9 protein-coding genes are annotated in these 13,915 nt (G+C 61.9%); 4 read left to right on the top strand and 5 right to left on the bottom strand.

Annotation, left to right across the window (positions count from 1 at the left end):
• Positions 1-18 precede the first annotated feature (18 nt).
• Positions 19-1,500, top strand: coding sequence for a nucleobase:cation symporter-2 family protein (locus AAZQ98_RS01275; RefSeq protein ID WP_105656189.1), 1,482 nt, complete (start codon positions 19-21; stop codon positions 1,498-1,500).
• Positions 1,501-1,696: 196 nt separating this feature from the next.
• On the top strand, positions 1,697-2,323 hold the full coding sequence (locus tag AAZQ98_RS01270; protein WP_434689251.1) for a hypothetical protein: 627 nt from the start codon (positions 1,697-1,699) through the stop codon (positions 2,321-2,323).
• 725 nt (positions 2,324-3,048) lie between these two features.
• Here AAZQ98_RS01270 and AAZQ98_RS01265 read toward each other — a convergent pair.
• On the bottom strand, positions 3,049-3,930 hold the full coding sequence (locus AAZQ98_RS01265) for an SPFH domain-containing protein (protein WP_400289437.1): 882 nt from the start codon (positions 3,928-3,930) through the stop codon (positions 3,049-3,051).
• A gap of 133 nt (positions 3,931-4,063) precedes the next feature.
• Here AAZQ98_RS01265 and AAZQ98_RS01260 point away from each other — a divergent pair, with 133 nt between their 5' ends.
• Positions 4,064-5,053, top strand: coding sequence for an aldo/keto reductase (locus AAZQ98_RS01260; RefSeq protein WP_434689249.1), 990 nt, complete (start codon positions 4,064-4,066; stop codon positions 5,051-5,053).
• 22 nt (positions 5,054-5,075) lie between these two features.
• Here AAZQ98_RS01260 and nirB read toward each other — a convergent pair whose 3' ends face one another.
• Entirely contained in the window at positions 5,076-7,691 is a 2,616-nt protein-coding gene (gene nirB, locus AAZQ98_RS01255) for a nitrite reductase large subunit NirB (RefSeq protein WP_434689247.1), read from the bottom strand.
• 358 nt (positions 7,692-8,049) lie between these two features.
• On the opposite strand from nirB, the gene nirD reads away from it, so the two are divergent.
• On the top strand, positions 8,050-8,427 hold the full coding sequence (gene nirD, locus AAZQ98_RS01250; protein WP_105662151.1) for a nitrite reductase small subunit NirD: 378 nt from the start codon (positions 8,050-8,052) through the stop codon (positions 8,425-8,427).
• 260 nt (positions 8,428-8,687) lie between these two features.
• Here the strand turns inward: nirD and AAZQ98_RS01245 are convergent, their stop codons facing one another.
• Genes AAZQ98_RS01245 through AAZQ98_RS01235 form a run of 3 tightly spaced genes read right to left on the bottom strand, consistent with a single transcriptional unit; the run spans position 8,688 to position 13,724 of the window.
• On the bottom strand, positions 8,688-10,181 hold the full coding sequence (locus tag AAZQ98_RS01245; protein WP_434689245.1) for an FAD-dependent oxidoreductase: 1,494 nt from the start codon (positions 10,179-10,181) through the stop codon (positions 8,688-8,690).
• On the bottom strand, positions 10,178-12,313 hold the full coding sequence (locus tag AAZQ98_RS01240) for a molybdopterin oxidoreductase family protein (RefSeq protein ID WP_434689243.1): 2,136 nt from the start codon (positions 12,311-12,313) through the stop codon (positions 10,178-10,180). Before AAZQ98_RS01240 ends, AAZQ98_RS01245 begins: the two co-directional genes overlap by 4 nt.
• Before the next feature lies 1 nt (position 12,314).
• Positions 12,315-13,724: an MFS transporter gene (locus tag AAZQ98_RS01235; protein ID WP_434689241.1), complete on the bottom strand. Its 1,410-nt coding sequence runs from the start codon at positions 13,722-13,724 to the stop codon at positions 12,315-12,317.
• Between the last annotated feature and the right edge of the window lie 191 nt (positions 13,725-13,915).

The following is a 13,915-nucleotide window of genomic DNA, read 5'->3' as shown; positions in this document are numbered from 1 at the left end:
CCGAAGAGGAAATTCCCCATGAGTGCTGCCCGCAGCCAATCCGCTGAGAGCATCAGACCCGAAGACGAACGCCTGCCCGCGCCGAAAACCGTGGCCTACGGTTTCCAGCATGTGCTGACCATGTACGGCGGCATCATCGCCCCGCCGCTGGTAATGGGCGGGGCTGCGGGAATGGACACGGCCGAAATGGGCGTGCTCGTCGCCAGCTGCCTGTTCATCGGCGGCCTGGCCACCATCCTGCAAACCCTGGGCGTGCCATTCTTCGGCGCCCAGCTGCCGCTGGTCCAGGGCACGTCCTTCTCCGGGGTGGCCACCATGATCGCCATCCTCAACGGCGGGGGAGGCATGCCGGCAGTCTTCGGCGCGGTGCTCGCCTCGGGCGCCATAGGCATCGTCATTGCCCCGTTCTTCGCCAAGCTGCTGCGCTTCTTCCCGCCGGTGGTCACCGGCGTGGTGATCACGATTATCGGCGTCTCGCTCTTCCCGGTCACCGCCGACTGGGCCATGGGCGGGGCGGGCGCAGGGGATTCCTACGGCTCGATCAAGAACATCGCCCTGGCCGCCATTACCCTGCTGATCCTGCTGGCGCTGTCCAAGTCCGGCATCCCTGCGCTCTCGCGGCTGTCGATCCTGCTGTCCATTGCCTTGGGCACCCTAGTGGCAGTGTTCATGGGCATGGCCGATTTCTCGCAGGTGCTCACCGGTGACATTTTCGCGGTTCCCACGCCCTTCGCCTTCGGCGCCCCGGTCTTCGAGATCGGCGCCATCATCTCGATGATGATCGTCATCCTGGTGACCTATACCGAAACCACCGCAGACATGCTCGCCGTGGCCGAGGTGACCGGATCCAAGGTGGATTCGCGGCGCATCGCCAACGGCCTGCGCGCCGACATGCTCTCCTCCACCGTCGCGCCGATCTTCAACACCTTCACCCAGTCGGCGTTCGCGCAGAACGTCGGGCTGGTGGCCATTACCGGTGTGAAGAGCCGCTTCGTGGTGGCCGCCGGTGGCGGCATTCTGGTGGTCCTCGGCCTGCTGCCAGTGCTTGGCCGCGTGGTCGCCTCCATCCCCTCCCCGGTGCTGGGCGGCGCCGGCGTGGTGCTGTTCGGCTCGGTAGCGGCCGCAGGCATCCGCACCTTGGCCAAGGCCAAGGATGACAACATGAACATGCTGATCATCGCGACCTCGCTGGCCTTCGGCTGCATTCCCATGGTCAAGCCCGACTTCTACGCCGAATTCCCTGCCTGGGTTGGCACCATCTTCCAGTCCAGCATCTCCTCGGCCACCATCATGGCGGTGCTGCTGAACATCATCTTCAACGAGCTGAACTGGGGCAAGAAGGAAACGTCGCTGCGCACCGTCTACAAGTACCAGCTGGCCGGCCTTGAAGACGGCGACCGCCTGATCGATGGCAAGCTGTACGACTCGAAGGGTCTGGAAATCCAGGTCATCTCGGAGCAGCCCGGCCACGCCGGTGACCGTCCGATGCCGCAGGGCTAGCCCCGCGGAAGCATTCGTCTACCGAGCCCAAATCTGAATGGAGGATTGGGCGCATAGCCGTTCATCCTGACCTTGAATATGAACAGTTTTCAAGCCGTTCATCGGTCGGATTCTGGTAGATTCTGAGGGTTTCAGACGCGTTGGCGCTCGCCTAGAATGTGGGACATTTCAGCCATATTTAACATTCGACAAGAACATGACTTTAATCAAAGATAAATCGCGTATGGTCATCGCGATTGGCCGGCGCAGAATCCCGGTAGCATTAGCTCAAATGATGATACGTAAGATCTATTCAGGTTATCTTGCTTTAGCAACTATTTGTGCCCTTTCCGCTTGCGGCGGGGTTCAAGCCACGCAGACTGGGGCATTGGCCCTAGGCGCTCCTGGAGGCGACGTAGAAAACACTTTGTGCGGCGTATTTCACGAGAAGAACTTTGTCGGGGATGTAGCATCCAGCACCTCAGGGGATCCGCTATGGATCACCGACGTGCAAGCTGTAGAGGCCACGGGCTGGGAATCAAAGCGATCCGTGGCAGCACTGCTACCCGAAGGTGAGACTAGCTTGTTGGCGTGGACTAATGAGAGCCTCAAAGAGGCAGAATTCAAAGAAATCGCTAAGCGATTAGCACCTTTAGAAATTCCCATCGAAGTCCCTGCCGGGGAAAATGTGCAGGTAGGTCTCGAAGGTGCCGTGGAGAATGGTGTGGAAAACGCTGAAGTTTCACAGCTTCGGGTTATTTATAAGACAGATTTGAAATCATCGAAAAGCTTTTCTGCTGTCGGAAATATCCGCTACGAGTGGAGAGCTCAAAGCTGCGAGTGACCGTTGTGTGACCAAAGTTTCTTGAGCTATCACGTGGTTGAGAACAACAGAATCCTCTGGCCAATACGGTTAGGGTTCTGGTGCTCCTAATGGAAGCTGACTAGATCAGTGCAGAATTTGTGTCGCCAAATTCGAAGCGCGCCCGCACGCTTATTGACCGTTCAGTTTCAGACGCGAACACATAGGAGTCAGCCGATTTTTGGCGTCGTAGAAACTTCGCACTGGGGCGTGCTCAAATTCATTGACCTCATCGGCTGCCACCTGCTCCGGCTTGCGGAGAGCAGGTCTTCCTCCAGATCAAATACTGATGTTCTCCTATAAAGCAGTCTCGATGATCCCTTTCAGCACTTTCACGCGAGATGGATCTGAACCATGCCTGCACTCGCGCGAAGCCAGTCAGATGAACTGTGTAGGACTTCCAACCAATTGATAGAAAGAGACTCGGAAAAACACGACATGACCTTCTAAGACGACCCGGCTGAACAGCCAGTGGAAAACGCCTCAGACATCGCCGACAGGTTCGCGGCTTGAAAGTATTGAGGGATCATCAACGACTCTGTTTCAGAAACTTGACCCGCTCATCTCATTAGCAAGTAGCGATCCATAAAACTTTTCCCCACGAGTCACCCCGTAAACACCAGCGCAACGAAGTTCATTAGTGCAGGTCCCAAGTTAAGCTAGTCATCGCCCCTGTCCTGTGGACGGGGGCGATGACCAAAGGGGGACTATTTGCTGTCTTTGTCGCCAGTCATCGTAATGGGCTGGACCCCGGAATTCGGGAAGCAGCCGATAGGGCTCTGGCCGGACTCCGCGACAATGTCCAAGCACTTGGACGTCAAGGTTTCCGGAGTCAGTGAGCGTTCCAGGATCTTGTTGGCTTCTGCTTCAGCGGTGCTGGTCTGCTTGCGCTGCTGGGCCACGCGGGTCTTGGCGGTTTCCGCCTGCAGCTCGTTGATGCGGTTCTGCGTCGGCTCGTCGAAGTTGATGATCGGCAAGGTCACCGAGCGGATCTCGATCTGGGTCTTGACCTTGGCCTGCATCTTTTCCTGGACGGACTTCGCCAGGCCTTCCAGGTCCTGGCCGCCGCTGGCCGGTTCGCCGTATTCCAGCGGATCATAGGTGGCCATGACCTCGTTCAATGCGGCGCGGAAGTTGCGGTCGACGAGGTTGGACTGGATGCCCTCGAAGGTGCGGTAATCCAGGAACACGTCCATCGCATCGTCGGTCTTCAGCTGCCACTGGATCGAGGCGTCAACGTCGGCTCGGCCATTGTTGCCCAGGCGAACCGGGATGGCGCTGCTGGCGGAGTAGACGTCGTTCTGCACCGAGCCATCCAGCTTCTCGACCTTTTCCCATGGCCACTTCAGGTGGAAGCCGTTGCTCACCACGGAGGTCGGCTTGCCCAGCGCGACCTTCACGCCTACAGTGCGTGGCTGCACGATGGTGGTGGACATGATGGCCAGCACAATCAGCGAGACGATGAAGATGCTGATTCCGGTGAAGCGCGTGGAAGAGCGGTTCTTGTTTTCTGGCTTCATGGATTTGCTGGCAAGCATGACGAGCAATCCTACGACGGCGCAAATGACCGCAAGAATAGTGGGGAACATGATCTCCTCGATGGTGTGACGGTAATTTATATTCTATCGTTTAGATAATTGAGAACAAATTCAGGCACCGCAACACAGAAATATGATCTGCCATCGACCGGAAATAGGCACTTCGGGCACTAGGCTCGGAGGCATGCAAAAACGAGAACTTGGACGTACCCACCGCAACGTATCGGCCATTGGCCTGGGCACCTGGCAGCTAGGCGCTGACTGGGGCTCGGTGGATGAAGCCGACGCGCTGGCCGTGCTCGATGCCGCCTACGAAGCCGGCGTGAGCTTCTTCGACACCGCCGATGTCTACGGCGATGGCCGCAGCGAGCAGCTGATCGGCACTTGGCTGAAGGCCAACCCGGACGCCGGGGTCACCGTGGCCACCAAGATGGGCCGCCGTGTCGAGCAGCTGCCGGAGAACTACAACCTGGAGGCCTTCCGCGCGTGGAATGACCGCTCCCGCAAGAACCTGGGCGTGGACACCCTGGACCTGGTCCAGCTGCACTGCCCGCCAACCCCGGTGTACTCCACCGATGCGATCTACGATGCGCTGGACACCATGGTGGATGAAGGCCGGATGGCCAACTACGGCGTTTCGGTGGAAACCGTGGACGAGGCGCTGGCAGCTATTGCCCGCCCGAACATTGCCACCGTGCAGATCATCATCAACGCCTTCCGCCACAAGCCGCTGGAAACCGTGCTTCCGGCAGCCCGCGAGGCAGGGGTGGGGATCATCGCCCGGGTGCCGCTGGCCAGCGGATTGCTGACCAACCGCTACACCCTGCAGACCGAGTTCGCCAAGGACGACCACCGCAACTTCAACCGCGACGGCTCCTCCTTCGACGTCGGGGAGACCTTCTCCGGCGTGGACTACGCCACCGGTCTGGAAGCCGCTGGCGAGTTCGCCAAGCTGGCTGCCGCAGAGGCGCCCGAAGCCACCAGTGCCCAGGTGGCCTTGGCTTGGCTGGCCGCCCAGGACGGGGTGAGCACCATCATCCCCGGAGCCCGCAATGCGCAGCAGGCCCGCGCCAACGCGGCTGCCGGCTCGCTGCAGATTTCCGAGGGCTTCAATGCCTCGGTCCGCGATCTCTACGACGCCAAGCTGCGCGAACAGATCCACCCGCGCTGGTAGCAGCACGGGTGGGATGCCGTTCTTAGCCTTGCGGCGCCCCGACCGGGATGCTGGCACCTAGTGCCACTGGCTCGGCGGGGCGTTGCTGTCCGCGCTCGGAAACATATTCCAGCTCGGTATCTGGTGCGGCGGTGTTCACGAAGGAACGGAAGCGCTTGAGCTTCACCGGGTCGGCCAAGGTGGCGGCCCACTCGTCCTCGTAGTTGGCCACGTGGGTTTCCATGGCCGCTTCCAACTCGTCGGCCAGGCCCAGCGAATCCTCGATCACCACCTGCTTGGCCCGTTCCAATCCGCCATCCAGGTCCTGCAGCCAATGCGCGGTGCGCTGCAGCTTGTCCGCGGTGCGGATGTAGTACATCAGGTAGCGGTCGATGTACTTGAACAGCGTATGATCATCCAGCCCGCCGGCCAGCAGCTGGGCATGGGCCGGGTTGGCGCCGCCGTTGCCGCCCACGTACAGGTTCCAGCCATCGGTGGTGGCGATTACGCCGATGTCCTTGGCCCGGGCCTCGGCGCACTCGCGGGCACAGCCCGAAACGCCCATCTTCAGCTTGTGCGGTGCGCGCAGGCCCCGGTAGCGCAGCTCCATTTCGATGCCCAGCGCGGTGGAATCGAGCATGCCGTATCGGCACCAGGATGAACCGACGCAGGTCTTCACATTGCGCAGCGACTTGCCGTAGGCCTGGCCCGATTCGAAGCCGGCGTCCACCAGCTCACGCCAGATCTCGGGCAGCTGCTCCAGGCGGGCGCCGAACATGTCGATGCGCAGGCCGCCGGTGAGCTTGGTGTACAGGCCGTATTTCTGCGCCACCGCGGCAATCACGCCGAGCTTCTCGGGGGTGATCTCCCCGCCCGGGATGCGCGGCACCACCGAATAGGTTCCGTCCTTCTGCATATTGGCCAGCACGCGGTCGTTGGTGTCCTGGGCGCCGGCAAGACCTGCATCCATCGGGTGGGCGCTGGTCTGCGACGAGAGGATATTGGCGATCACCGGCTTGCAGATATCGCAGCCCTGGCCGGTGCCGAAGCGTTCCATCACCTCGCCGAAGGCCTGCAGCCCGGCCACGCGGATGGCTTCGTAGAGCTCCGGACGGGAGAAGGAAATATGCTCGCACAGGGCGGTGGACACTTCCGCGCCGTCCTTGAGCATTTGCGCTTCCATGAGCTTCTTGAGCATCGGCACGCAGGACCCGCACTGGGTGCCGGCACGGGTGCAGCCCTTCAGCCCGGAAACGGTGGTCACCGGAGCCTCGCCCTCGAAGCAGCCGCAACCGGAGACTGCATCGCGGATGGTGCCGGCGGTGACCGAATTGCAGGAGCACAGCACCGCATCATCGGGCAGTTCGCCTTCTGGCGCCTCGCCGCCCAGGGCGCTGAGGTACGCTCCCGGCTCGCCGGGCAGTTCCCGGCCGAGCAGCGGGCGCAACGACTGGTACGGGGTGGCATCTCCCACGAAGATGCCGCCGAGCAGGGTCTTGGCGTCGGAGGAGACCACGAGCTTTTGGTACAGGCCGCGCGGGGCATCGGCATAGACCACTTCCAGCGCCCCCTCGGCGCGGGCGAAGCCATCGCCGAAGCTGGCCACGTCCACACCGGAGAGCTTGAGCTTGGTGGCGGTGTCGAAGCCGGCGAATTCGGCTTCGCCCCCGGCCAGCTGTTCGGCCACGATTTCCGCCATGGCGTTGGCCGGAGCGACCAGGCCGATGCAGAAACCCTCGTAGTTCGCGACCTCGCCGATAGCCCAGATGTGCTCGATATCGGTGGCGCACTGCGCGTCGATGACCACGCCGCCGCGGGGGCCCATGCCGAAACGGGGTGCCGGGCTGCCTGCTTCGTCAAGGGCCGCGTTGTAATTGCGGATCAGTTCATCGCGGGGACGAACACCGATCGAAACGACCACCATATCCGCATCGATGGTGCGTTCATCAGCCATCAGCACGCCGGTGACAGCCGTGCTGCCAGACCCCTGGCTGGTCAGGATTTCCTGCGGGAAAACGCCGTTGTGGACGGTGAATCCGGTTTGCTCGATGAGCCGGCCCATGGCTTGGCCAGCGCCTTCATCCAGCTGGGTGCCCATCAGCCATTTGCCGCCATCAATGACCACTGCCTCCGCACCCAGTGCTTGGGCACCCGCGGCAGCTTCCAATCCGAGCAGCCCGCCACCGATGGTAGCTACCACCGGGGTGCGGCCCAGGGAAACTGAAAGTTCCTTGACCTTCTGCGCGATGGACCAGACATCTTCCAGCGTGCGGTACACAAAGGTGTGCTCGTTGCCGGCAATGGGCAACGTGGCCGCGTTGGAACCGGTGGCCAGCACCAATTCGTCGTAGCTGAAGATGCGTCCGTCTTCCGTGGTGACCGTGCGCTTGGTGCTGTCGATAGCGATGGCCTTGGCGTTGGTTTCCAAGGTGACGTGCTCGGCTTCCCAGAGCTTCGGATCGCCGAGGGTGAGATCGACTCCGGGGTTGGTCAACGCCTGGGAGAGCGCCACGCGATCATAGGGAAGGTGGGCTTCTTCGGTCAATACCGTGATGCTCAAGTCCTGCGGTGCGCGGCTGGCCAGGGCTTCGGTGAAGCGGTGGGCTGCGGGACCGCCGCCGATAACCAGGATGTTGCGTGCATTGTGTGGAGTACCCATGATCAATTTCGACTTTCGCTGGGAAACGGTGAGTTTCAGGCTGATGAGTCCACTGTAGAAAGCATGCTTTGCGCCGCAATTACCCTTGTGTTTCGGCCGGAGCAATTCTCTCCACCATCAGACGAAAGCCGGGTGAAGCGGCTGAAACATATTCGAATCATTCGCAATGGGCAATCGCTGTGCAAAGGGAAAAGGACAGGATAAACCAGCGGATTTCCGGGAGAATCCAGGATTCACGGTGCCCATTTTTGCTGTTAGGCATGCTTTACGGACTGGCAACGGCTGGAAGCATCGGGCGAAACATGCGGCTTCTAAGCTCGGTATGTCAGCAGATGCCAACCACGAAGGGCTTACGTTCATGAGCACGCAAATTGCAGAAGACACCCGTGAAGCTACTTTGAGCTTGGCTCCGCTTTGCCGCAGTGCAGAGCTGGAGCGTGGATGGGGAGAGGCGCTGTGGCTTGAGGCCACACAGCTAGCCCTGTTCCGTACCGAAGAAGATGCCTTCTACGCAACCTCGCATCACTGCCCGAACAGCGGCGCGAAGGTCATGGCCCGCGGCATTCTGGGCGACACCATGGTCGAAGGAACCAGCGTGGCCACCGTTGCCTGCCCGCTGCACAAGGAAGTGTACCGACTGGATACCGGCGAATGCCTGAACGCCGATTCGCTGCCGCTGCCAGTGCAGCGGCTCATGGAAATCGAGGGACAGCTATGGATGGAGCAGAGCAAATGAGTATCAAATCAGATCGCAGCCTGAACGTCGAGCATTCGGCCTGGCAAGGCTGGTATGAACTGAACGACGAGACGGATTCGCTTGCAACCAACTAGCTCCGGCTATCGCGTTTTCCAGCGGTGGCGTGCAAGAATAAGGCAACTCGCATCATCATCCAAACGCAGGGACGAAAGCTCATGGCTTTCGTCCCTGCGTCTTTGCGTTCCGGCCGGGCATAGGCAAGGGCGGCCAGCTCGCTGGGAGCCGACCGCCCATTGGAGTCATTGCGCCAGGGCAGGCGCCTTGGCCAGCAACTCTTCGATCTTCGCTTTGCACCCGCCGCAACCGGTGCCCGCACGGCAGTTCTCGCCGACCTCGGCGACGGTGGTGCATCCAGCGCCTACAGCATGGGCTACCTGGCCGTAGGTAGCGCCCGAACAGCGGCACAGCTGATCATCATCGCTGGGGATAGCAGCGATTTGATCCGTTGCCGGATCATCCAGCCGCAAGAGGGCCGAACGGTCTTCAGGCAACGCGGTGGCCCGTTCATAGGCCAGAACGAGTTCGGCACTGGTTTGCGGCAATCCCATGGCCAGGAATCCGGTGACCGTATCCTGCCGGGTGACGATCTTCAGATACCGTCCGCGCGCAGGATCTGCATAGACGGTTGCCTGCAGATCGGTATCGTCCCAATAACCGGCGCTGATATCGCCGGCTGCAGTCAGCTCGATGCCTTGTCCCTTGAGCATCAATACATCAGAAGCAGAGAAGTCCGGGGCAGCAAGCGGCTCGGCGCCAGTGGAACCAGCCAGCTGCAACAATTGCTGGGACAACCATGCAGCTTGGGCCCAGCCCGGGGCCAGCAGTCCGACCGGTGGCTGTCCGGCAACTTCGGCACAGTCACCGAGGGCGAAAATTCGCTGCTCGGTATCGGCGCAAAGGAATTCATCAGTCTTAATACCGCGGCCCACCGGTAATCCGCAGCCCGAGGCCAGCTCTGTTCTGGCTCTCACACCCGTGGAAATGAGCAGGGCATCAGCCTGGATCAGTCCGTGGGTGGAAGTCATCAGGCCGGTGAAACCCTGTGCATCCTTCTGAATGCCACTGGCCGTCGCACCAGGGATCACCTCGACACCTGCTTCACGCAGATTACGCGTCAGCAGCGCCCCTCCATCTGCATCCACGACGCGTCCCAAGGGGGCCGGACCGTGATGCACCAGCACGGCCTGCGCCCCGGTACGCGCAATGGCCAACGCCGCCTCAATACCCAGAACACCGCCGCCGAGAATCAAAATGCGCTGGCCAAGATCGATTGAATTGCGCAGCTGGTGGGCATCATCCACCGTGCGCAGGGCGAAAACTCCGGCTGGCAGTGAAGCATCAGCGTGCGGATCGAAATTCAGGCCGTTGAGCGTGGGGATCACCGCTCGGGCGCCGGTGGCGAAAACAAGCCGGTCGTAGGACACATAGTCATTGCCGCCCAGATGGATCCGGCGCCGTGAGCGATCGATGCCGGTAGCCTGCACGCCCAAGCGCACTTGGATTCCGGCATCGGCCAAGCGCAGCGGATCCACCATGCTCAGGTGTTCGAACTCGGCGGCTCCGGCTGCCAGCTCGGCGAGCAGCACACGGTTGTAGGCCAGGTGGTCTTCGGCGCTGATGATGGTGATGGCGCAGTGGCCGGCCGCCGCTGCCGGGAGCAGCCCTTCGACAAGGGACGCGGCGACGGGGCCGAAGCCGATGATGACGATGCGTTGCGGGCGTTGCTCGTTCATTGTTCCTCTTTCACAGCGCTCAGCGAAACATGGGCGTGCTTGAATTCCGGCATCTTGCTGTGCGGGTCGAGTTTCGCCTCGGTCAGCAGGTTTGCGGTACCGGAATCCGGGTAGTGGAAGGGCAGGAAGACCGTGTCCAGCCGGGCATCGGAGCTCAGCAGTGCGCGGGCGGTGACTTCACCGCGTTCATTGCTGATCACGACCTTTTGTCCTTGGACAATCTGGTGGGCTAGGGCGGTTGCTGGATGGATTTCCAGCAGCGGTTCCGGGGCGGCCTGGGCCAGCTCGGGAACACGGCGGGTCTGCGCGCCAGACTGGTAGTGCTCCAGCAGCCGGCCGGTCACCAGGGACACGGCCGAGTTGCTCCTCCGGGGGTCCGGTTGGAAAGCAACTGGCACCAGCACTGCACGCCGATCCGCATGGGCAAAACCGTCAAGGAATAGCCGAGGGGTTCCATTGCGGATGCCGCGCTCGGCCTTCACCTCGGTGCCTGCAGGGCACGGCCAGTAGATGGCCGCCCCGGCATCGAGGTCATCCCAACGCACTCCCGAGTAATCCGCCAAGCCGCCGGCTGAAGCCAATTTGAGTTCTTCGAAGACTTCTCGGGCATCGGGGGAGAAGTGGCCGGGAGCATCCAGGCGCTGGGCGAGCTGGGCGAAGACCCACAGTTCTCCGCGCGCATGTTCCGGTGCCGCCAAGGCAGCGCGGCGGCGCAGGATCCGCCCCTCCAAGTTGGTCATGCTGCCTTCTTCTTCAGCCCATTGCAGCACCGGCAAGACCAGGTCCGCTTGGGCTGCGGTCTCCGAGAGGAAGAAGTCGCAGACCACCAGGAAATCCAGCCTGGACAGTGCGTGGATCACGCGAGACGCATCGGGTGCGGAGATCACCGGGTTGGCCCCGTGGACCATCAGCATGCGCGGACCGGTGGGGGTACCGAGCGCGTCGAGGAGTTCAACGGCGGGAAGCCCGGGACCGGGAATGGTTTCGGGGTCAACACCCCAGACGCGGGCAACCTGCGCGCGGTGTTCCGGGTCGGTGATCTTGCGGTAGCCGGGAAGCTGGTCGCACTTCTGCCCGTGTTCCCGACCGCCCTGCCCGTTGCCCTGGCCAGTGATGGTGCCGTAGCCGCCAGCCAAGGTTCCGGGCAAGCCGAGCAGCAGCGCGAGGTTGATCGCGGCGGTGACCGTATCGGTGCCGTTGGAATGCTGCTCGATGCCGCGGCCGGTGAGGATGTAGACCGGCTTGCCGCCGGCCTTCGCTTCGCTGGCTGCCTGCGCCAAGGCCCGGGCGGTGTGCCGGATCTGCTCGGCAGGAACGCCGGTGACCTGGGCGGTGCGTTCTGGCCACCAGCTGGCCAAGGAGGCTTTCAAAGAATCGAAACCGTTGGTGCGGGCGGCCAAATATCCGGTATCGGCCAGGGACTCGGCCACCAGCACGTGGGCCAAGCCCAGCAACAGCGGAAGATCGGTGGCCGGGGTCGGCTGCAGATGCCAGCCAGCATTATCAGCGCAGAGCTTGGCTGTAGCTGAACGGCGAGGATCAACCACGATCAGCCCGCCGTTCTCACGGGCTCCGGCCAGATGCCGGACAAAGGGCGGCATCGTATCGGCCACGTTGGAACCGAGCATCAGGATCATCCCGGCCGAATCCAGATCAGCCAGCGGGAAAGGCAATCCCCGGTCCAAGCCGAAGGCGCGGTTGGTGCCGGCGGCCGCCGAGGACATGCAGAACCGTCCGTTGTAGTCGATCCGCGAGGTACCCAGGGCCAGCCGCGCGAACTTGCCCAGCTGGTAGGCCTTCTCATTGGTCAGCGAACCGGAACCGAAGACCGCGAGTGCGTCGGCTCCGGATTCGGCCCGGATGCCCAGCGCCTTTTCGGCAACCAGATCCAGCGCATGCTCCCAGCTAACCGGGGCAAAGCTTCCATCGGGCTGGCGGAGCAGGGGCGATTGCAGGCGTTCTGGGTGATCGAGCAGCGTGGCGGCGCTATAGCCTTTGCGGCACAGTGCCCCGCCATTGGTCTCGAAGTCCCGTCCCTTCAGGCTCACCGTTTCGGTGCCGTGATCCTGCTGGTTGGGTTCCAAGGTGATGCCGCACTGCAGGGCGCAATAGGGGCAATGAGTGTCGGTCATCCTAGACTCCGTGCTGGGCGAATCGGGTCCCGGAGCGTGCATAGGCGAACCATGCGGTGGCCATGAGCAGCAGGTAGACCGCGATGAAGATGATGAACGCCGTGGTGTAGGCGCCGGTGCTGGATACGGACAGGCCCAAGGCCTGGGGAATCAGGAAGCCGCCGTAGGCGCCAATGGCCGAGATCAAACCGAGGCCTGCGGCCGCCTTGCGCGAAGAATCCACCTGGCTTGCCTGTTTTCCCTCGTCGCTCAGGGCAAAGACTGCCGGGATCATGCGGTAGGTCGAGCCATTGCCGATGCCGCTTGCGGTGAAGAGCAGCAAGAACAGGAAGAGGAACATCCAGAAGTTGGCCCGTGGCAGGCTGAGCACTAGCGCAGCGGTAATCAAGGCCATGGCTCCGAAGGTCGCCACGGTGATGCGTGCGCCGCCGAGCTTGTCAGCGATCTTGCCTCCGTATGGACGGGCCAGGGACGCGACCAGCGGGCCGAGGAAGGCAAGGGTGATGGTTGCGGTGCCCAACGGCAAGGCCGCGTATTCGGGGAAGGTGTCAACGATCAGCTTGGGGAATACTGCCGAGAATCCAATGAACGAGCCGAAGGTTCCCACATACAGGGCGGAGATGATCCACAGGTGCTTTACCTTCAGGCAGGCAATGGCGCCGCGGATATCTGAGCGGGCCGACGACAGGTTGTGCATGTATTTCCAGGCACCCCATGCGGAGAGCAGAATCAACGGGATCCAGAGCATCCCTGCCAGCGGAAGCTGCAACGCCCCGGCGGCGAAGACCGTGACAATGACCGGTACAAGCAGCTGGGCGACTGCCGCGCCGAGGTTGCCGCCGGCGGCGTTGAGGCCCAACGCCCACCCCTTGCGGGAAGCGGGGTAGAAGTAGGTGATATTAGCCATCGAGGAAGCGAAGTTTCCGCCGCCGAAGCCGGTCAGCGCCGCAAGGCTGAGCATGACCCAGAATGGCGTGGACGGATCAGCCAGGGCCAGGGAAATGCCGCCGGCCGGAATCAGCAGGAGCAGCGCGGAAATGACCGTCCAGTTGCGCCCGCCGAAACGGGCCACCATGAACGTGTAGGGGATGCGCAAGGTGGCACCGACGAGGCTCGGGATGGAGATCAGCCAGAACAGCTGCGTGGTGCTGTAGCTGAATCCCGCTGCTGGAAGATAGACCACGACAATGGCGAACAGCTGCCAAACGCTGAATCCGAGGAACTCGGCGAAGATGGACCACTTGAGGTTTTGGCTGGCTACCGCAGATCCGGTGCGCTTCCAGAATTCTGGATCCTCCGGGGTCCAGTTGCTGACCCAGCGTCCCGGTTGCACCTGCAGTGCCTGCGATGTGTCAGATGCTTCTAGCTGTGCGCTCACGTTATCCGATCCCTTCTCTATCACTTGATGCATCTGAGCTTCTCAAAGAGGTATTTCGCCTAGGTGCTCAGGTTGTTGCGCCAAAGGGAACTTAAATTCACCCGCCGGATCGGTGCGCCGATAGGCGGCTGTAATGTGTTGGAAACCCGAGCGCCGGGGCAAGGATCCAGCTTCGGGATTCGCGGTGCTGGAGGGAGGGGCCAGTCCCGTCGGATCGCTGCTAG

The sequence above is a fragment of the Glutamicibacter sp. Je.9.36 genome (genome assembly GCF_051129975.1).
Taxonomy (GTDB): domain Bacteria; phylum Actinomycetota; class Actinomycetes; order Actinomycetales; family Micrococcaceae; genus Glutamicibacter.
Note: the sequence above shows the minus strand (reverse complement) of the source record. Positions and strands in the feature narration are given on the sequence as shown.